General features: G+C 63.1%; 16 protein-coding genes and 1 pseudogene. 14 read left to right on the forward strand and 3 right to left on the reverse strand.

Annotation, left to right across the window (positions count from 1 at the left end; genetic code table 11):
- Position 1: 1 nt before the first annotated feature.
- The 11 genes from AC097L_RS11040 to AC097L_RS11090 all read left to right on the forward strand — a co-directional run bounded on the left by AC097L_RS11040 (position 2) and on the right by AC097L_RS11090 (position 13146).
- Positions 2-973, forward strand: a complete 972-nt coding sequence (locus tag AC097L_RS11040) for a dipeptidase (protein ID WP_479586420.1) — start codon at positions 2-4, stop codon at positions 971-973.
- Positions 974-1148: 175 nt separating this feature from the next.
- On the forward strand, positions 1149-1682 hold the full coding sequence (locus AC097L_RS11045) for a DUF5943 domain-containing protein (RefSeq protein WP_348004993.1): 534 nt from the start codon (positions 1149-1151) through the stop codon (positions 1680-1682).
- Between the two features lie 20 nt (positions 1683-1702).
- Positions 1703-3763: an oxidoreductase gene (locus AC097L_RS11050; RefSeq protein WP_479586421.1), complete on the forward strand. Its 2061-nt coding sequence runs from the start codon at positions 1703-1705 to the stop codon at positions 3761-3763.
- Positions 3763-5649 (forward strand): (Fe-S)-binding protein, encoded by a 1887-nt coding sequence (locus tag AC097L_RS11055; protein WP_479586422.1) that lies wholly within the window; start codon positions 3763-3765, stop codon positions 5647-5649. Before AC097L_RS11050 ends, AC097L_RS11055 begins: the two co-directional genes overlap by 1 nt.
- Positions 5646-6740 (forward strand): FAD-binding protein, encoded by a 1095-nt coding sequence (locus AC097L_RS11060; protein WP_479586423.1) that lies wholly within the window; start codon positions 5646-5648, stop codon positions 6738-6740. The genes AC097L_RS11055 and AC097L_RS11060 overlap by 4 nt, the downstream gene beginning before the upstream one ends.
- Positions 6737-7489 carry a hypothetical protein gene (locus tag AC097L_RS11065; RefSeq protein ID WP_479586424.1) on the forward strand — a complete coding sequence of 251 codons (753 nt, stop codon included), beginning with the start codon at positions 6737-6739 and terminating at the stop codon, positions 7487-7489. Before AC097L_RS11060 ends, AC097L_RS11065 begins: the two co-directional genes overlap by 4 nt.
- Before the next feature lie 13 nt (positions 7490-7502).
- On the forward strand, positions 7503-8768 hold the full coding sequence (locus AC097L_RS11070; protein ID WP_479586425.1) for an aromatic ring-hydroxylating oxygenase subunit alpha: 1266 nt from the start codon (positions 7503-7505) through the stop codon (positions 8766-8768).
- Positions 8769-8777: 9 nt separating this feature from the next.
- Positions 8778-9896, forward strand: coding sequence for an FAD-binding oxidoreductase (locus AC097L_RS11075; protein WP_479586426.1), 1119 nt, complete (start codon positions 8778-8780; stop codon positions 9894-9896).
- Positions 9897-10143: 247 nt separating this feature from the next.
- Positions 10144-11181 carry a quaternary amine ABC transporter ATP-binding protein gene (locus AC097L_RS11080; RefSeq protein ID WP_479586427.1) on the forward strand — a complete coding sequence of 346 codons (1038 nt, stop codon included), beginning with the start codon at positions 10144-10146 and terminating at the stop codon, positions 11179-11181.
- Complete coding sequence (locus AC097L_RS11085) at positions 11174-12046, forward strand: ABC transporter permease (protein WP_295956749.1); 873 nt, start codon at positions 11174-11176, stop codon at positions 12044-12046. The genes AC097L_RS11080 and AC097L_RS11085 overlap by 8 nt, the downstream gene beginning before the upstream one ends.
- Positions 12047-12057: 11 nt before the next feature.
- A complete protein-coding gene (locus AC097L_RS11090) occupies positions 12058-13146 on the forward strand; it encodes a GlxA family transcriptional regulator (protein ID WP_479586428.1) in 1089 nt (362 codons plus the stop codon).
- A 144-nt stretch (positions 13147-13290) separates the two neighbouring features.
- Here AC097L_RS11090 and AC097L_RS11095 read toward each other — a convergent pair.
- Both AC097L_RS11095 and purN read right to left on the reverse strand, forming a co-directional pair.
- Positions 13291-13825, reverse strand: a pseudogene (locus AC097L_RS11095) (IS1595 family transposase); the annotation flags it as partial.
- Positions 13826-13955: 130 nt separating this feature from the next.
- Entirely contained in the window at positions 13956-14549 is a 594-nt protein-coding gene (purN, locus tag AC097L_RS11100) for a phosphoribosylglycinamide formyltransferase (protein ID WP_479586429.1), read from the reverse strand.
- Here purN and AC097L_RS11105 point away from each other — a divergent pair.
- Positions 14539-15255, forward strand: coding sequence for a YceH family protein (locus tag AC097L_RS11105; protein WP_479586430.1), 717 nt, complete (start codon positions 14539-14541; stop codon positions 15253-15255). The two genes, purN and AC097L_RS11105, sit on opposite strands and share 11 nt — an antisense overlap.
- Before the next feature lie 182 nt (positions 15256-15437).
- Complete coding sequence (locus AC097L_RS11110; protein ID WP_479586431.1) at positions 15438-16835, forward strand: alpha/beta fold hydrolase; 1398 nt, start codon at positions 15438-15440, stop codon at positions 16833-16835.
- A gap of 144 nt (positions 16836-16979) precedes the next feature.
- Here AC097L_RS11110 and AC097L_RS11115 read toward each other — a convergent pair whose 3' ends face one another.
- Entirely contained in the window at positions 16980-17537 is a 558-nt protein-coding gene (locus tag AC097L_RS11115; protein ID WP_479586432.1) for an HNH endonuclease, read from the reverse strand.
- Between the two features lie 163 nt (positions 17538-17700).
- Between AC097L_RS11115 and AC097L_RS11120 the strand changes: the two genes are divergently transcribed.
- Positions 17701-18738 carry a bifunctional riboflavin kinase/FAD synthetase gene (locus tag AC097L_RS11120; protein WP_479586433.1) on the forward strand — a complete coding sequence of 346 codons (1038 nt, stop codon included), beginning with the start codon at positions 17701-17703 and terminating at the stop codon, positions 18736-18738.
- The last annotated feature ends 49 nt before the right edge of the window (positions 18739-18787 follow it).

The raw sequence follows: 18787 nt of genomic DNA on the forward strand, positions 1-18787 counted from the left end.
CATGAGCACCCTTCACCAGGACTCCATTGTCATCGACGGTCTCATCATTGCCAACCTGAACCGCAGCGTATTTGAAGACATGAAAAAGGGCGGTTTGGCCGCTGCCAACTGCACCGTCTCCGTGTGGGACGACTTCCCGAAAACGGTGGACAACATCGCCCAGCTAAAACAGTTGATCCGCGACAACAGCGACCTAGTGACCCTGGCCCGCAACACGGCGGACATCGTCCAGGCGAAGGCCGATGGCAAGACCGGCATCGTGCTGGGCTTCCAGAACGCCCATGCCTTCGAGGACAACCTAGGCTACATCGAGGCTTTCCACGATATGGGTGTGCGCGTGGTCCAGCTTTGCTACAACACGCAGAACCTCGTGGGCACCGGCTGCTATGAGCGCGATGGCGGGATTTCCGGCTATGGCCGCGAGGTCATCGCAGAGATGAACCGCGTCGGCATCATGGTCGATCTGTCGCACGTGGGCAGCAAAACCTCGGAAGAGGCGATTCTGGCTTCCACCAAGCCCGTGGCTTACACCCACTGCCTGCCCCTGGGCCTAAAAGACCACCCGCGCAACAAGAGCGACGCCGAGCTGAAGTTCATCGCCGACCACGGTGGTTTCATCGGCGTGACCATGTTCTCGCCCTTCCTCAAGCGCGGCAACCAGTCGACGGTGCACGACTACGTCGAGGCCATCGACTACGTCATCAACATTGTGGGCGAAGACTGCGTCGGCCTGGGCTCTGATTTCACCCAAGGCCACGGCCATGAGTTCTTCGACATGCTGACGCATGACAAGGGCCGCTGGCGCCGCCTGACCACCTTTGGCGAGGTGATCAATCCCGAAGGCATTCGCACCATCGGCGACTTCCCCAACCTCACGGCCACGATGCAGCAAACTGGCTGGTCCAATGCGCGCATTGCCAAGGTGCTGGGTGCCAACTGGATGAAGTTCTTCGACCAGGTGTGGGGTGGGTAAGGCACACCCCCAGGCTACAGTGCTGCGCATCTTTCGCCAACCCCTTTGCAGGGGACAACACCAGCAGCCTGGCGTAGCCAGTTTTGCGGTGTTTCTGGGCGGCACGCGTTCTGGCTGTGACCTGGGTGGTGCGTAGTTGGCATTCAATTCTAAAAACACACTCCACGGAACGCTCATGCAACCCCAACTCCCCATCGAAGTCAACGAAACCACCGGCGTGTGGACCACTGACAAGCTGCCGATGATCTACGTGCCGCGGCACTTTTTCGTCAACAACCACGTGGAAACCGAAGCCGTGGTGGGCCGTGAGGTCTATGCCCCGGCGCTTTACAAAGCCGGTTACCGCTCCGCCTACTTTTGGTGCCAGCAAGAATCTGCCACCCATGGCCTGACCGGCATGGCGGTGTACGAGCACTACCTCAAGCGCCTGTCACAGCGCGGCTGGGGCCTGTTCAAGTTCGCTAGCGCCGATGCCACCACCGGCCATGCGCAGATCCAGCTGGACCATTCGGTGTTTGTGCTGGCGCAGGGTATTGCCGGTGTGCCGGTAGACCGCAGCAAGGTCTGCTACCTGTTTGCCGGCTGGTTCTCGGGTGCCATGGACTGGGTGCTGGAAACCAGCGGCTCGGCGGTGCGTACCACCAGCACCGAGACCCAATGCGCGGCGGAAGGCCATGCCCACTGCGTTTTTACCGTCAGCCCCCTTTAATCTTTCTGTAGAACACCGCCATGCGCTATCCGCATTTGTTTGAGCCCATCCGCCTGAACCAGGTGCTGTTGCGCAACCGCATCGTCAGTACCGCGCACGCCGAGGTGTACGCCGAGGGCGGTAACCCCACCGAGCGCTACATCCGTTACTACGAAGAAAAAGCCAAGGGCGGCGTGGGCCTGGCCATCTGCGGCGGCTCCAGCCCGGTGTCGCGCGACAGCCCCTGGTCGTGGTGGAGTTCGATCAATCTGGCGACCAACAAAGTCATCGAGCCACTAGCCACCCTGGCCGAAACCATGCACAAGCACGGTGCCAAGCTGATGATCCAGGCTACCCACATGGGGCGGCGCAATGCCTGGCACGGCTTTGACTGGCCCCACCTGGTCAGCCCTTCGGGCATCCGCGAGCCGGTGCACCGTGGCAACGCCAAAACGATCGAGATCGAAGAAATCCGCCGCATCGCCGCCGACTACGGCCGCGCCGCCAAGCGCGTCAAAGACGCAGGCCTGGACGGCATCGAGATATCCGCCGCGCACCAGCAACTGATCGACCAGTTCTGGAGCCCCCGCGTAAACCACCGTACCGACGAATACGGCGGCAGCCTGGAAAACCGCATGCGCTTCGGCTACGAGGTATTGCAAGCCGTGCGCGAACAGGTCGGTAGCGATTTCTGCGTCGGCCTGCGCATGTGTGGCGACGAGTTCCACGAAGACGGCATCAGCCACGAAATGGCCAAGGAAATCGCCCAGTCGCTGTCGGAGAGCGGCATGATCGACTTCCTCAGCGTGGTCGGCTCCGGTGCCGACACCCACAACACCCTGGTGAACTGCATGCCGCCGATGGCGCTGCCACCCGAACCTTTTGTACACCTGGCCGCCGGTATTAAATCTGTCTCCAAAGTGCCGGTGATGCACGCCCAGAGCATCCGCGACGCATCGCAGGCCGAGCGCATCCTGGCCACCGGCATGGTGGACATGGTGGGCATGACCCGCGCGCAGATTGCCGACCCGCACATGGTCATCAAGATCCGCGACGGCAAAGAAGACCAGATCAAGCAGTGCGTCGGTGCCAACTACTGCATCGACCGCCAGTACAACGGCCTGGATGTCCTGTGCATCCAGAATGCGGCAACCAGCCGCGAAGAGACCATGCCCCACGTGATCGAAAAAACCACGGGCGTGCGCCGCAAGGTGGTGGTGGTGGGCGCAGGCCCCGCTGGGCTGGAAGCGGCCCGTGTGGCCCGCGAGCGCGGCCACGACGTGGTGCTGTTCGAGAAAAACACCCTGGTCGGCGGGCAGGTCAATCTGGCCGCCAAACCGCCCAAGCGCGAACAAATGGCCGGCATCATCCGCTGGTTCGACATGGAAACCGTGCGCCTGGGCGTGGACCGCCGCCTCGGCGTGGCCGCCACCCAGGAGATGATCCTGGCGGAAAAACCCGACATCGTGGTGATGGCCACTGGCGGCGTGCCCCACACCGGACAAACCCCGGCCTGGGGTGCTGCCGAAGGGCTGTGCGTCAGCGGCTGGGACATCCTGTCGGGTGCCGTCGCACCGCTTGATAACGTGCTGGTCTACGACAGCATCAGCACCCATGCCGGCACCGGTGTGGCCGACTTCATCGCCGCCCGCGGCAAGCTGGTGGAGATCGTCACCCCCGACGTGAAAGTGGCCGACGACGTGGGCGGCACCACCTTCCCTATCTTCTACCGCCAGCTCTACGCCAACGGCGTGATCCAGACCCCCAACCACTGGTTGGAAAAGGTGTACCGGGATGGCGATAAATTGATCGCCGTGCTGAAAAATGAGTACACCGAGGCACTGGAAGAGCGTGCGGTCGATCAGGTGGTCATTGAGAACGGCATCCTGCCAAATGACGGCCTGTACTGGCAGCTCAAGCCCCTGTCGATGAACAAGGGCCAGACCGACATCGAAGCGCTGTACGACGCACTGCCCCAGCCCGGTTTGAGCCAAGCTACCGGCAACGGCAACTTCCTGCTGTACCGCGTGGGCGACTGCGTGTCTATGCACAACATCCACGCCGCCATCTACGATTCGCTGCGCCTGTGCAAGGACTTTTGATGTTGCCGCACCTCGTAAGCACGATCTTCTGGCTGGCCGTGCTGGCCCTGACATGGGGTATGGCCCGCCGGGCGCTTATATGGAAAACAGGCCGCCAGCGCAGTGTGGACCTGGGCGGACTGCTACAAATACCGAAGCGTTACTTTGTGGACCTGCACGACGTGGTGGCGCGCGAGCCGTTTGTGGCCCGCGCCCACGTGGGCGTGGCAGGTGGTGCGATTCTGGCGCTGGCGCTGGTGGCGTTGAACTACGGCCTGGGTCTGTACTGGCCGGTGCTGGATGGCATTCTGCTGCTCGCCGGGCTGATGATGCTGGCGGGTACGATCGCCATGGCCTCGCGCCGCCGCAATGCCCCGGCGCGCCTGTCCAAAGGCCCATGGAGCCGCCTGCCCTACTCGCTGATGTTGTTCGCAGTTGCCGTGGTGCTTGTCGGTGCCCTTGCATTGACGGGCACTGCGCTCGCCCCCTGGCTAGCGGGTTTGATCAGTCTGGCGTTTGCCGCTGGCGCTGCGGAGCTGGCGTTTGGCATCGGCCTGGGCGGCCCCATGAAGCACGCCGTCGCCGGTCTGCTGCACCTGGGCCTGCACCCCCGGCCCGAGCGCTTTAGTGCGGACAAACGCTTCGCCACCGCCCTGCAACCCCTCACCCTCACCCCCGATGACATGGGTGTGGGCAAGCCCGCCGACTTTGCCTGGAACAAGCTACTGTCCTTCGACGCCTGCGTGCAGTGCGGCAAGTGCGAAGCCGCCTGCCCCGCGTTTGCCGCCGGCCAGCCGCTGAACCCCAAGAAGCTGATCCAGGATCTAGTGGTCGGCATGAGCGCCAAGACGGACGCCAACTACGCTGGCAGCCCCTACCCCGGCCAAAAGGTGGGCGAACACGCGGGTGCCCCCCATCTGCCCATCGTCAATGGTCTGATCAATTCCGACACGCTCTGGTCCTGCACCACCTGCCGCGCCTGCGTGCAGGAGTGCCCGATGCTGATCGAGCACGTGGATGCCATCGTGGACATGCGCCGCCACATCACCCTGGTGACCGGCGTGGTGCCCAACAAGGGCATGGAAGCCCTGGCACAGCTGCGCGACACCGACACCGTGGGCGGCTTCCCGCTCGCCGCCCGCCACCACTGGGCGGCGGACCTGAACCTGCCGGTGCTGGGCGAGGGCGATACAACCGACTGGCTGGTACTGGTGGGCGAAGGTGGTTTCGACATGCGCTACCAGCGCAGCCTGCGGGCCTTCATCAAAACGCTACAAAAAGCAGAGCTACAAATCGCCATCCTGGGTGCGGCAGAGACCGATTGCGGCGATTTGGCGCGGCGGCTGGGCGACGAGGCTGGTTTCCAGCGCCTGTCCCAGCAGCTCATCGCCACACTCAAGACCCGCAAGTTCGCGCACATCGTCACGCCAGACCCGCACATCTTCCATTCGCTGAAGAACGAGTTCCCTGCCATGGGTGGCAGCTTCGACGTGTGGCACCACACCCAGCTGCTGGCTGATCTGCTGGCGAAGAAGACTTTGAAGCCCACCCGTGCAGGCAGCCTGGAAACCGTGACCTACCACGACCCCTGCTACCTGGGCCGCTATGGCCGCGAAGTGGACGCACCGCGTGCTGTGCTCAAAGGCATCGGCATCAAAGTGGTGGAGATGGAACGCAGCCGTGAACGGGGCCGCTGCTGCGGCGGCGGTGGCGGCGCGCCTTTCACCGACATCCCCGGCACCACCCGCATTCCAGACATCCGCATTGCCGACGCGAAGAGCACCGGCGCAGGCGTGGTGGCTGTCGCTTGCCCCAACTGCACTGCCATGCTCGAAGGCGTGGTCGGCCCCCGGCCCGAGGTATTGGACATTGCCGAGCTGATGGCCCACGCATTGGAGGTTGCATGAACACCGTCACCCGCCGCGTAGACCCACGCCGCCCCGCGATCATTACGCCTGCGGGCCTGCGCCGCATCATCCTCGGCAGCAGCGAGGGCGAGCGTCTGACCGCCAGCGCAGCCCACGGTCCTGCCGTCAAACCCGTGCGCAGCCCCGGCCCGTTTAGCCGCTGCACCCTGGTGGTGACCCACGCCGAGCGCGGCGCGCTGACCGACGGCGCGCGCCAGGCAATTGCCGCCGCCGCCATCCTGGCCACGCCAGACACCGAAGTCGTCGTGGCCGTGCTAGGTGCCTGCGGTGACGATGCCGCCGCCCTGGGCGCGGACAAGCTGCTGGTGCTGGACAGTTTCGACCCCAGCGCCTACCAGCCCAGCGCCTGCGTGCAATGGCTGCAAGGCCTGCACGCCACGCTGGCCCCGGCGCAGTGGCTGTTGGCCGACAGCGCCGCCGATGGTCAGCTGGGCCGCCGTTTCGCAGTATCCACAGGCCTGGGCCTGCAATGCGGCGTTGTGGAATTGGCGGCAGACAGTCTGCGCGTGCCCGCTGATGTGCAGCAAGACTGGCTGCGCCCCCACGCGCCCGTGTTGCTGCTGGCCAAGGGGGTTGCCAGCACCAAGCTGCCGTTTGTCGGCCTGGGCCTGCGCGCCTCCGCTCCCGCTTTGCCCACGGTGCCCGATGCCGGTATCGAAGACCTCGGCATGAAGGCCGGTGACCCGCAAACCCTGGCGCTGGAAGAGGCCGACTTCATCCTCGCCGCAGGCAATGGCGTGACCGACCTGCCCCTGTTCCACGCTTTGGCGTTGGAGGTGGGCGCGGCGGTGGGCGCATCGCGCGTGGCGGTGGACGATGGCCGCTTTGCCCGCACGCAGCAAATTGGTGCCACCGGCAAAACCGTCTCCGCCTCGGGCTACCTGGCCTTGGGCATCTCGGGCGCAGTACAGCATCTGCAGGGCATCAAGGACTGCCGCCACGTGATCGCGGTGAACCTCGATGCCTCGGCCCCGATCGCCCGCCGTGCCGACCTGACCGTGGTGGAAGACAGCGCGGTCTTGATGCAAGCCCTGCTCGGCTTGGTGAGAAAAGAAAAGGAGGGCGTATGAGCCAGATCACGGTATTGGTCGCTCCCCGCAGCCACCCCACCAGCCAGCGACTCACACGCTGCCAGGCCGATGCCATGGCGGCCACGTTGGCCCTCGGTTTGTCGAAGTCCGTGCGCCTGCTGTGTGCAGGCCAGATGCCCGACGCGGTGGCCCGCGACTACCTAGCCCTGGGCGCGCCCGTGGTGGAAGTACTGGCATGTGCCAGCGATGCCCCGCTGGTCGACGTTTTGCTGCCCGCCCTGCGCGGTGCGGCCTTGGTGCTGACCGGCACGCGCTCTGACGCGGACCAGGGCTCGGGCGTGCTGCCCTACGCCTTGGCGGCAGCCCTGGGGCGGCCCGTGGTGACCGACGTGCTGCATGTACAGGCCGACGGCACGGGCTGGATCGTCACCCAGGCGCTGCCCAAGGGCGCACGGCGGCGTTTGAAGGTACAGGCCCCGGCGGTGCTGGCCATCAGCGCGGCAGCGCCGTTGTCGCTGCGCCATTCGCTGGCCGACGCGGTGGCTGGCAAGATCGTCCGCTCCACAGCCGCCACCGTGGCCTCTGCAAACCCGTCCGGCACCCTGGTCCCCACCCGCAAGCGCCGCAAGCTGCTCGAAGCCAAAACCGTGCAATCCGGCCATGCCCGCATGCTGGGTGCCATCGAATCGCCCTCTACCGGCGGCGTGGTGATCCAGACCGGCAGTGCCGACACCAAAGCCCAAGCGGTATTGGATTACCTGCGCACCCATTCTCTTGTGACCTTTTGAGGAGACACCCCCCATGACCACCACGAACGTCACCCTATCTGCGCAAACCCTGCTGACCCGTGAATTGCTGGCCCGCCGCCGCCCCGGCTACAGCCTGGAAGCCCCGTTCTACCTCAGCGAAACCATCCTGCAGACCGATATGGAGCACATCTTCGGCAAGCACTGGATCTTCGTTGCGGTGGAGCCGCAGGTGCCCGAAGCCGGTGACTACATCACGGTGGATTTCGGCACCAATTCGATCCTGATCGTGCGCGACGACGATATGAACGTGCAAGCCTTCCACAACGTCTGCCGCCACCGCGGCTCGCGCCTGTGCGCCGAGCCCAAAGGCATCGTGGGCAACATCGTCTGCCCCTACCACCAGTGGACCTACGACCTGACCGGCAAGCTGATCCATGCCAAGCACATGGGCGACGACTTCGACCCCAGCGGCCTGGGCCTCAAACCTGTGCACATCCGCAACATGGCCGGGCTGCTGTTCATCTGCCTGGCCGAGAAGCCGCCCGAAGACTTCGCGCAGATGGCTGCCGAGATGACCCCCTACATCGCTCCACACCAGCTCAGTAATTGCAAGGTAGCCGCGCAGATCGACATCGTGGAAGACTGCAACTGGAAGCTGACGATGGAGAACAACCGCGAGTGCTACCACTGCATGAGCAACCACCCCGAGCTGACCATTTCGCTGTACGAATACGGTTTTGGCTACCAGCCCAACGAAGACAACAAGGCCGACCTGCAGCGCTTCCAGGACATCATGGCCGCCAACCACGAGCGTTGGGAAGGCATGGGCCTGCCCTCGGCCGAGATTGACACGTTGGACGACCGCATCACCGGTTTCCGCACCCAGCGCCTGCCGATCGACCGTTCGGGCCAGTCGCAAACCATGAATGCCGAAGTGGCCTCCAAGAAATTGCTAGCAGACTTCGTAGACCCCGCGCTGGGTGGACTGTCTTTTTGGACCCAACCCAACTCCTGGCACCATTTCATGAGCGACCACATAGTCAGCTTCACCGTGCTGCCGATTTCAGCCACCAAGACCCTGGTACGCACCACCTGGTGCGTACACAAAGATGCGGTGGAAGGTGTGGACTACACCATCGATAACCTCACCGCCGTGTGGAACGCCACCAACGACCAGGACCGCCGCTTGGTGGAAGAGTCACAGATCGGCATCTCCACCGGTGCCTACCAGCCCGGCCCGTACTCGCCCTTCACCGAAGGCCTGGTGGAAAAGTTCTGCAACTGGTACGTGAACCGCCTGAGCACTCTCACCCGCTAATTTACCGACATGCCCACCCATTTCGCCTCCCATTCCTACGCCCCCGACTTCGCAGCCCCGGTGTCGTCGCCCTGGAACTCCGACCAGGACGAAACCCTGCGCTGCGTGCACATCCGCCAGGAAACAGTTGACGTGAAGACCTTTGTGCTGGCCGCCAACGGCCCGCGCAACTTTCGCTACCTGCCCGGCCAGTTCCTCACCCTGGAGCTGGAGATTGGCGGCGAAAAGATCAACCGCTGCTACACCTTGTCCAGCACGCCCACCCGGCCCGACCTGGTGAGCATCACCGTCAAGCGCGTACCCGGCGGCGCGGTGTCCAACTGGCTGCACGATAACGTGCGGGTGGGCATGGAATTGGGCGCAATGGGGCCGTCTGGCGAGTTCAGCTGCTTCAAGTCCCCGGCTAAAAGCTATTTGTTCCTGTCCGGTGGCAGCGGCGTCACGCCGCTGATGTCCATGGCCCGCGCCCTGCACGACTTGGGCAGCGATGCCGACATCGTGTTTGTGCACTGTGCCCGTACCCCTGCCGACGTGCTGTTTGCCGAAGAGCTGACGCTGATGGCGCGCAACATGCCGCACTTTCGCATTGCCTTGGTCTGCGAACAGCACACGCCGGGTAGCAACTACGCCGGGCACCTAGGTCGGCTGGATTCGGCCCGCCTGGCCCACATCGCCCCTGACTTCATGCAGCGTGATGTCTACACCTGCGGCCCGGCCCCGTTCATGGCCGCGGTGCGCGGCCTGCTGACCAGCGCCGGGTTTGACATGCCGCGCTACCGCGAAGAAAGCTTTTCTTTTGAAACCCTGGTGGCCGATGCGGCACATGCTCCGGTTAATCCAGAGGTAACAAAAGAAAATATCGAAGTCAATTACAAAATTGATCTACAGAAAATGGGTAAGTCATTTACTTGCCCTTCCGATCAAACTGTATTACAGGCCTCGGTAGCCGCCGGATTCCGATTGCCGTCGTCGTGCAGCGGTGGTGCATGCGGCACTTGCAAAACCAAAAAAATATCCGGCACAGTAGAAATGAAACACGCTGGCGGTATTCGCCAGCGCGAAATAGACCAGGGCTGGTTTCTGCCCTGCTGCAGCAAGCCGACGAGCGACATCGTCATGGATCGCTAGCCAAAAACAACGCATCCCCGCACAAGACAGTGCAAGAAATCCCGCCTGGAATTCTTTTTTGGCGGGTTTTTTACATTTAATGGATTAATCACAACCTCATATTTCTGCAATACCAATGCCATCTTAAATCTCTTATGGATTCACCCTATGTTCTAAGTAAAACTTTAGCCAGAAAATGGTGGCACGTTGTTTGCTAATAATAAATATTTCAACGTACTTTGTTGTACCCCATTCTCGGAGACCTGCGATGTCCCAGCCCAAGATCAGTGTTAAAAATTTATACAAGATATTTGGAAGCAATATAGCCCCCGCCCAAAAAATGCTGGCCGAAGGGCGCAGCAAGGACGAGGTGTTTGCCACCACCGGCCACGTGGTCGGGGTCAACAAAGTCAGCTTTGATGTGGCCGCGGGCGAAATCTATGTGCTCATGGGCCTGTCGGGCTCGGGCAAATCCACGCTGATTCGGCTAATCAACCGCCTGGTGGAGCCGTCGTCGGGCTCCATCAACATCGACGGTGAAGACATCGCCAAGCTGCCTCAACCCGAACTAGTGAAGTGGCGACGCAAGCGCGTGGCCATGGTGTTCCAGTCGTTTGCCCTCATGCCGCACCGCAATGTGCTGGATAACGCTGCCTTCGGCCTGGAAATGGCCGGAACAGACCGCAAGACCCGCGAAGCACGCGCCATGGAAGTGCTGGGCCAGGTCGGCCTGCAAACCTACGCTGCCAAGTTCCCCTCGCAGTTGTCTGGTGGCATGCAGCAACGCGTAGGCCTGGCCCGCGCCCTGGCGGTCGATCCCGACATCTTGCTGATGGATGAAGCCTTCTCGGCGCTTGATCCACTCAAACGCGTGGAGATGCAAGGCCTGATGCTGGAGCTGCAAAAGAAGCAGCAGCGCACCGTGCTATTCGTGTCGCACGATCTGGAAGAAGCGCTGCGCATCGGCACCCGCATCGCCATCATGGAAGGCGGTAATCTGGTGCAAGAGGGCACAGCCCACCAAATCATCACCCAACCCGCCAACGACTATGTGCGCCGGTTCTTCGAAGGCGTGGACACCTCGCGCTACCTCACCGCCGCCGACCTGCTCGACCCGGCGCTGAATGGCCACTCCTACACCGGCGGGCCGCGCCTACCCTGGTCCACCACCCTGCCCGAGGCCATGAAGATCGTGCTCGGCGGCGACCAACCCGTTGGCGTGTTCAACGATGCCGAACAATGTTTAGGCTGCATTTCTGCCCGCAGCCTGCTCGTCAAAATTTCGCAAGAGGCCCGCCATGTCTGATCTGCTCACCCAAGTCACCGAAGCCACCCACGACATGCTACCCCTAGGCAAGTGGGTCAACGCCGGGGTCAAAAGCCTGCTGGACAACAGCGCCGCCGTGTTCGACTCCATCGGCGTGGTGGTCGAAGGCTTTGCCCAATCCATTGAGCAAGGCATGCTGGCCATTCCCTTCTGGCTGGTGATTCTGGTCGCTACCGTGGTCGGCTGGCGCCGCCTCGGCTGGAAGTTTGGCGTGTTTGTTGCTTTGGCTTTGATGCTGATTGTGGTGACCGGTTTCTGGCCGCAAACCATGGTGACCCTGGCGCTGACGCTGTCGGCCACCATCATCAGCCTGATTTTTGGAATTCCGCTGGGCATCTGGTGTGCCCGCAACAACCATGTGAACGCCAGCGTGCGCCCCATCCTCGACTTCATGCAAACCATGCCTGCTTTCGTCTACCTGATTCCCGCCGCCATGCTGTTTGGCCTGGGCCGCGTGCCCGGCACGATTGCGACCGTCATCTTCGCCATGCCGCCGGTGGTGCGCCTGACCAGCCTGGGCATCCGCCAGGTCAGCTCGGAGCAGGTCGAGGCGGGCAACGCTTTTGGCTGCACCGCCACGCAGTTGCTGTTCAAGGTCCAGTTGCCGATTGCCCTGCCCACCATCATGGCCGGGGTCAACCAGACCATCATGATGGCCTTGTCCATGGTCATCATTGCGTCCATGGTGGGCGCTGGTGGCTTGGGCAACGACGTGCTGGCCAGCATCCAACGGCTGGACATCGGCCTCGGGTTTGAGAGTGGGCTGGCGGTGGTTTTGCTGGCTATCATTCTGGACCGCCTGACTGAGAGTTTTGGTGTCGCCCGAAAAAGCCGCGAAAGCTAAGGAACCGTACTGTGCCCCGCATCTCCCCAGAATCCGCCCCGGTTGTCGCATTTGGAGCCAATGACTCCAGTGCCAAGGCACGTGCAATCCACGTCGGCTTCGTTCTGCTGCCCGAGTATTCGATGATTGCATTTGCCAACGCGGTGGAAACCCTGCGCATGGCCAACTACATCAGCCGCCAGACCCTGTACCGCTGGAGCGTGGTCAGCCCTGGCGACCAGGCAGCCGTGGCCAGCAATGGCCTGGCGATCAGCGCTGTGGGCGCTACAGCAGGATCTGCCGGGCTGACCGACTGCGACATGGTGTTTGTCTGCGGCGGGGTCAATGTGCGCCAGGCCACCGACGACAACGTGCGCCAGTTGCTGCGCCAATGTGCCGCCACCGGTGCCACCATGGGTTCGCTGTGTACCGGGGCGTTTGCGCTGGCCCATGCCGGGCTACTGGACGGCTACCGCTGCGCCATCCACTGGGAAAACCTGGCTGCCATCAGCGAAGAGTTCCCCAAGGTGCAGTTCTCCACCGAAGTCTTTATCGTTGACCGTGACCGTATCACCTGCTCCGGCGGCACTAGCCCGCTGCACCTGATGCTGCACCTGATGCGCGAACGCTTTGGTGCCAAGCTGGTGATGGACGTGTCCGAGCAGTTCATCATCGAGCGCCTGCGCGCCAGCAAAGACCGCCAGCGCATCCCCCAGCCCGAATGCATCGGCCCTGGCTACCAGCACCTCACTGAGGCCGCCGAGATCATGGCCGCCAACATCGAAGAACCGCTGCCGCTGGCCGAACTGGCTGCAGCCATCCACCTGTCGCTGCGCCAGCTGGAGCGGCTGTTCCACCGCTACTTCAGCATGAACCCGGCGCAGTACTACATGAACTTGCGCCTGCGCCGCGCCCAGGAGTTGTTGACGCACAGCAGCATGCCCATCATGCAGGTCACGGTGGCCTGCGGCTTCCAGTCGTCGTCACACTTCTGCAAGGCCTACCGCAGCCTGTTCGGCCAATCCCCGAGCGAAGAGCGCCGCAGCCACACAGCCGCCACCACCAAGCCGCGCGCCAGCACTTGGCCAGAGCGCCCCGGACCGGTCATGCGGATGGCCTGATGTTATTTGCTACACTATTCATAGCTATTAGTGTATGCAGAATATACGCTAGAAGCCATTTTTCCCTGATTAGCTACCTGCCTCAGACCACTGAAGATCGCACAGAGGAAACGGCTTGGTGGTGACAGCCGCGCGCATGAAGCGTGGTTTGCCGTCCATGTCGGTTTGCACCGCTGCCACAAAGGCCGATTTGTTCAAGGCACCCCGGCCGCCGTTGATGCTGCCAGCCCGCTCACCGCCCAGATACGCATCATCGATCTCCACGCGTCCATCCAGACGGCGTGGCTCCTCTCGCAGACGCATTGTCTCCAGTAGCTTGTGTTTGACTAGCCAGGCGGTCTTGTACGTCACGCCAAGCTGGCGCATGAGCTCCAAAGCGCTGATGGAGTTCTTGCTCTGCGTCAACAGGTACATGGCCAGGAACCAGATGGTCAGAGGCAGCTTGGTGTGCTCAAACACTGTACCGACGATGCTGGAGGACTGGTAGCCGCAGATCAAGCACTCCCACAGTTGGCGACCTGTGCCGTTACGGGTTTGAAACGAGCGGGAACACCCGCAATGCGCACAACGCCAGCCCTTGGGCCAACGCGAGGCGAACACAGCACTCTTCACTGCCGTATTGACTTTGGAAGTCGTGCATGGACAGGCCGGGCTGGAACTGGATGCGGTTCATCGACATGGGGCGCCTCGCGAGTAACTGTTAATAACTACAATATTTACGCATTCGGCCCAAATTGTAAGTCGGTCTGAGGCAGGTAGCTAATCAGGGAAAAATCGGGCTCTAGCGCATAATTTATCTACGCCAATAGCTACATTTTTGATAGTAAATCTGCAATGACACGCGGATACAGCAAATGTTCCTGGGTGAGCACCCGGGCAGCCAGCATCTGGGCGGTGTCGCCCGGCAGCACCGGCACCACGGCCTGGCCCAGGATGGGGCCGTGGTCCAGCTCGGCAGTCACCTGGTGCACGGTGGCCCCGGCGAAGCAGCAGCCCGCGTCCAGCGCCCGCTGGTAAGTGTTCAAACCTGCAAAAGCCGGTAACAGCGAGGGGTGGATGTTGACCATCCGCCCCGCGTAGCGTTCCACAAAGCCCGGCGTCAGGATGCGCATAAAGCCCGCAAGCACCAGTAGCGCCGGTTCATAGCGGTCTATCACCTGCGCCAGCTGGGCATCGAAAGCCGCGCGCGGGTCGGGCGCATCGGCAAAGGCCTTGTGCTCCACCACCTCGGTCGCCAGGCCCTGCGCCCGGGCCAGTTCCAGACCCCCGGCAGCCGCCTTGTTGCTGACCACCGCCACCACTTTGGCGCCAAAACGCCGTGCCCAGTCGTCGCGAATCGACGCGCGCACGATGGCCTCCATGTTGGAGCCACCGCCAGAGATCAAAATAACAATGTTCTTCATACTGACTGGAATTATCCCTTTGACTACCCTCCTCTCGCCCATCGAAGCCCGCGTATTGGCCACCTTGATGGAAAAAGCCCGCACGGTGCCCGACAGCTACCCCCTGTCCATGGTGGCGCTGCTCAGCGGCTGCAACCAGAAAACCAGCCGCGAGCCGACCATGAACCTGACCGAGGCCGAAGTCGCCGAGGCCCTGGGCAGCTTGAAAGATTTGACCCTGGTGCGTGAATCCAGCGGCAGCCGGGTCACCCGCTTCGAGCACAACTTTCAGCGCGGCATTGGCGTGCCCGAGCAATCCGCCGTGGTGCTGGGCCTGTTGATATTGCGCGGCCCGCAAACCGCAGGCGAGCTGCGCCTGAACACCGAGCGCTGGTACAAATTTGCCGACATTTCCTCGGTGGAAGGCTTTCTGGACGAAATGCTGGAGCGCAGCGAAGAAAAAGGCGGCCCGCTGGTCGTCAAGCTACCGCGAGCGCCCGGTGCGCGCGAACAGCGCTGGGCGCATCTGCTGTGCGGCCCGGTCGATCTGGCGGCGCTGGCCGCTACCGATGCCGATGCGGCCCAGCCCGGCGCCGGCGCGTCGATGCGGCTGGAGGCCCGCGTCCAGGTGCTGGAGACCGAACTCGCGCAATTGCGCACCACGGTGCTAAAACTCTGCGAAGAACTTGGCTTGACGCCACCGCTGCCGCAGCCCGGACAAGACTGATTCCGCCCGTCTGCCAAGAGTGCGGCGCGCTGTGGGTGGTCGGACGCGCTGACGGCATAAAAATGCGGCCGGAGCGGTCCCGTTCGGCCTGCGGTGGTGGTCTGACGTAATGTGGTCATATGCGCCAGGCATGCTCGCGGACTCGCCTGTTTACGGGCATTTTTTATTTCAGGAGAAGCACCATGACCACAATTCACTTGCAGCGCCGGCGCTTACTGTTAGCCGCCGCAGCGGCAACCGGCCTGATGCTGACCGGCTGCATCACCTCCACGCAGGATGCCGACCAGGAGGCATTGCCCCCCATCGTCTTCGTGCACGGTAACGGCGACACGGCAGCGCTGTGGCAGACCACCATGTGGCGCTTCGAGTCGAGCGGCTGGCCACGCGAGCGGCTGTACGCCATCGATCTGCCCTACCCCCAGAGCCGCGATGAAGACGCCAAGGCCCAGCCCGGCCGCACTTCGACCGCCGAGCACATGGCCTACCTCAAGGCCGAGGTGGACAAGCTGCTGCTGGCCACCGGCGCCCGCAAGGTGGTGCTGGTGGGTAATTCGCGCGGCGGCTATGCCATCCGCAACTACATCCAGAACGGCGGCGGCGACCGCACCGTGAGCCATGCCATCCTGGGCGGCACGCCCAACCATGGCGTGTGGGCGATTCCCGGCTACCGCGAAGGCAATGAATTCGCGGGCACTGGCCCCTTCCTCACCGGACTGAACGCTCCCAAGAATGCGGCGGGCGACGAGGTGACCGGCCCGGTGCAGTGGATGACCGTCCGCTCGGACAGCAACGACAAGTTCGCCCAGCCCGACGGCCTGTGGATCGGCCTGAAGGGCACGCCCACCAACGTCAGCTTCGCAGGCCCCGAGCTCAAAGGTGCCCGCAACGTGGTGATTCCGCGCATCGACCACCGGGAGACTTCGTTCTCGGCCGCCGCCTTTGCCGCAGCCTACCCGTTCATCACCGGCCAGGCACCCGCCGCCGCCATCGCCACAGAGGCGCGCGTGGCGCTGTCGGGCAAGGTCACCGGCCTCGGTCTGGACCCGCTGGATGCAACCAGCGGCAACTTCAGCAACAACCTGCCCCTGCCCGGTGCCCGGCTGGACGTATACGCCACCGATGCGACAACCGGTGCCCGCACGGGGGAAGCCCTGCTGCGCACCACCGTGGCGGCCGACGGGCTGTGGGGCCCGCTGGTGGTGCCCACCAGCGCACCGCTCGAATTCGCCATCGCCGCAACCGGCTATGCCACCACACATATTTACCGCAGCGGCTTTCCGCGCAGCAGCAACATCGTGCACCTGCGCGCCGAACGCATCGCCGATGCCGACAAGACGGCAGCCGCCGTGGTCAGCATGACGCGCCCGCGCGGCTACCTTGACCCGGCACGCGACCAGATGCTGTTCGACGGCGCACCGCCACCAGACGTACCCGCCGGTGCGGGCGTGTCATCGGCCAAGATCAAACCCGCAGGCACGGCACAACGCAGCGTGGCGGCGCAATTCAACGGCGAGCGGGTGGTGGGGCAGACCTGGCCGGTGGCCGGCGGCCACCTGGTATTTCTGGAGCTGACGTACTAGGAAAACCCGATGCGCCTGCGGCGCTTCTTCCTCAAGGGGGCAGCACCAGTGGCCCGGCGAAGCCAGGTCCATGGTGTTTATGGGTTGGTCCGCGCCGCTTGCGTGCGGCGTGGGTGCCGCAATTGAAAGTGAAACTGGCTGTCGCTACGCCAGTAAGCGCGACGACTTGGGCACATGGGCGATCAGAAAATCCATCTGGTCGGCCAGGATGCGGCGGTTGCGCAAAATAAAGTCTTCCCACAGGCTGGGCACGTAGGGCGTGTACAGCAGCGGCATGTGGGCCTGCTCGGGTGTGCGGTTGCTTTTGCGGTGGTTGCAGGCGCGGCAGGCGGTGACCACGTTCATCCAGGTATCCGCCCCTTTCTGGCCCAGCGGCTTGATGTGCTCGCGGGTCAGATCGTCTTCATGGAAATGGTTGCCGCAGTAGGCGCAGACATTGCGGTCGCGCACAAACAGCTTGGTGTTGGTCAGGCTGGGGCGCAGGTCGAACGGGTTGATATTGGGCACGCCGCGGGTGCCGATGATGCTGTTGACCGTGATGATGGACTGCTCGCCGGTGATGGCGTTGTGCCCGCCGTGGAACACCGCCACCTGCGCGCCCATCTCCCAGCGCACCTCTTCGGCAGCGTAGTGGACAACGGCCTGCTCCAGCGATATCCACGACTGGGGCAGCCCTTGGGCTGAGAGCTTCAAAACCTTCACGAAACGCCTCCTGGATCAAATGAACGACCACTTACCGGAAATGCACCCAAGGCTTTGATGCCTTGACTCTGTCTGCTAAGTCACAATATACCTTGTTCCATGCGTTATTACGTGACAGCGCTTATTCGACGGGCGCAATCCGCTATCAAAAAGATACCATTCCATGCAGGTTTTTCGCGGCTTCCAACATCCGGGCATTGCACCCCACTGTGCGCTCACCATCGGCAACTTTGACGGGGTACACCGTGGCCACCAGGCCATGCTGGCGCTGCTGATCAACGAAGCCCGCCACCGCGGCGTGCCCAGCGGGGTGATGACCTTCGAGCCACACCCGCGCGACTACTTTGCCCAGGCCCACGGCCAGCCCAATCTGGCCCCGGCCCGCATTGCCACCCTGCGCGACAAACTCACCGAACTGCACCGCTGCGGCGTGGACCAGACCGTGGTGCTGCCCTTTGATGCACCGTTTGCCGCCCAATCGCCCCAGGCCTTCATCGACGACGTGCTGGTGCGCGGCATGGGCGTGCGCTACGTGCTGGTGGGCGACGACTTCTGCTTTGGGGCCAAGCGCGCGGGCGACTACGCCATGCTAGACCGGGCCGGGCTGGCCCTGGGTTTTGACGTGGCCCGCATGAACAGCTACGAGGTGCACGGCACCCGCGTGTCCAGCTCGGCCGTGCGCGCTGCCCTGCAGACGGGCCGCATGGAGGACGTGACCCGCCTGCTGGGCCGCCCGTTCAGCATCAGCGGCCACGTGGTGCACGGGCGCAAGCTGGGGCGGCAACTGGGCGAATCGGCACCGGGCCGCCAGGATGGCTTTCGCACCCTGAATTTACGCTTTGCCCACTGGAAACCCGCTGCCAGCGGCATCTTTGCGGTGCTGGTGCACGGCCTGGGTGAAACCGCCCTGGTGGGCGTGGCCAACTTGGGCATCCGCCCCTCGCTGGACCCGAACGACATCAACGGCGGCCGCGTGCTGCTGGAAACCCATTGCCTGGACTGGCCCGCCAGTCTGGGTGCCGAGGGGGCCTACGGTAAAATTATCCGTGTGGAACTGCTGCACAAACTGCATGACGAATTGAAATACGACAGTCTGGATGCCCTGCAAATCGGCATCGCCAAAGACTGCGACGACGCACGCGCGTACTTCGCCAGCCAACACGCAGAAACCAGCCGCCAGACGACGCGCGACCGAATTTAGACGATCTCGTTGCTGTCAGCAGACAGCCCGCCTGATCTTGCAGCCTGCG

This window comes from Rhodoferax sp. RT5P35 (genome assembly GCF_056521385.1).

Excerpts from the sequence above, each read along its gene's own strand:
- AC097L_RS11040 (WP_479586420.1), top strand. The coding sequence starts at position 2 with ATGAGCACCCTTCACCAGGACTCCATTGTCATCGACGGTCTCATCATT.
- AC097L_RS11045 (WP_348004993.1), top strand. The coding sequence starts at position 1,149 with ATGCAACCCCAACTCCCCATCGAAGTCAACGAAACCACCGGCGTGTGG.
- AC097L_RS11050 (WP_479586421.1), top strand. The coding sequence starts at position 1,703 with ATGCGCTATCCGCATTTGTTTGAGCCCATCCGCCTGAACCAGGTGCTG.
- AC097L_RS11055 (WP_479586422.1), top strand. The coding sequence starts at position 3,763 with ATGTTGCCGCACCTCGTAAGCACGATCTTCTGGCTGGCCGTGCTGGCC.
- AC097L_RS11060 (WP_479586423.1), top strand. The coding sequence starts at position 5,646 with ATGAACACCGTCACCCGCCGCGTAGACCCACGCCGCCCCGCGATCATT.
- AC097L_RS11065 (WP_479586424.1), top strand. The coding sequence starts at position 6,737 with ATGAGCCAGATCACGGTATTGGTCGCTCCCCGCAGCCACCCCACCAGC.
- AC097L_RS11070 (WP_479586425.1), top strand. The coding sequence starts at position 7,503 with ATGACCACCACGAACGTCACCCTATCTGCGCAAACCCTGCTGACCCGT.
- AC097L_RS11075 (WP_479586426.1), top strand. The coding sequence starts at position 8,778 with ATGCCCACCCATTTCGCCTCCCATTCCTACGCCCCCGACTTCGCAGCC.
- AC097L_RS11080 (WP_479586427.1), top strand. The coding sequence starts at position 10,144 with ATGTCCCAGCCCAAGATCAGTGTTAAAAATTTATACAAGATATTTGGA.
- AC097L_RS11085 (WP_295956749.1), top strand. The coding sequence starts at position 11,174 with ATGTCTGATCTGCTCACCCAAGTCACCGAAGCCACCCACGACATGCTA.
- AC097L_RS11105 (WP_479586430.1), top strand. The coding sequence starts at position 14,539 with ATGTTCTTCATACTGACTGGAATTATCCCTTTGACTACCCTCCTCTCG.
- purN (WP_479586429.1), bottom strand. The coding sequence starts at position 14,549 with ATGAAGAACATTGTTATTTTGATCTCTGGCGGTGGCTCCAACATGGAG.
- AC097L_RS11110 (WP_479586431.1), top strand. The coding sequence starts at position 15,438 with ATGACCACAATTCACTTGCAGCGCCGGCGCTTACTGTTAGCCGCCGCA.
- AC097L_RS11120 (WP_479586433.1), top strand. The coding sequence starts at position 17,701 with ATGCAGGTTTTTCGCGGCTTCCAACATCCGGGCATTGCACCCCACTGT.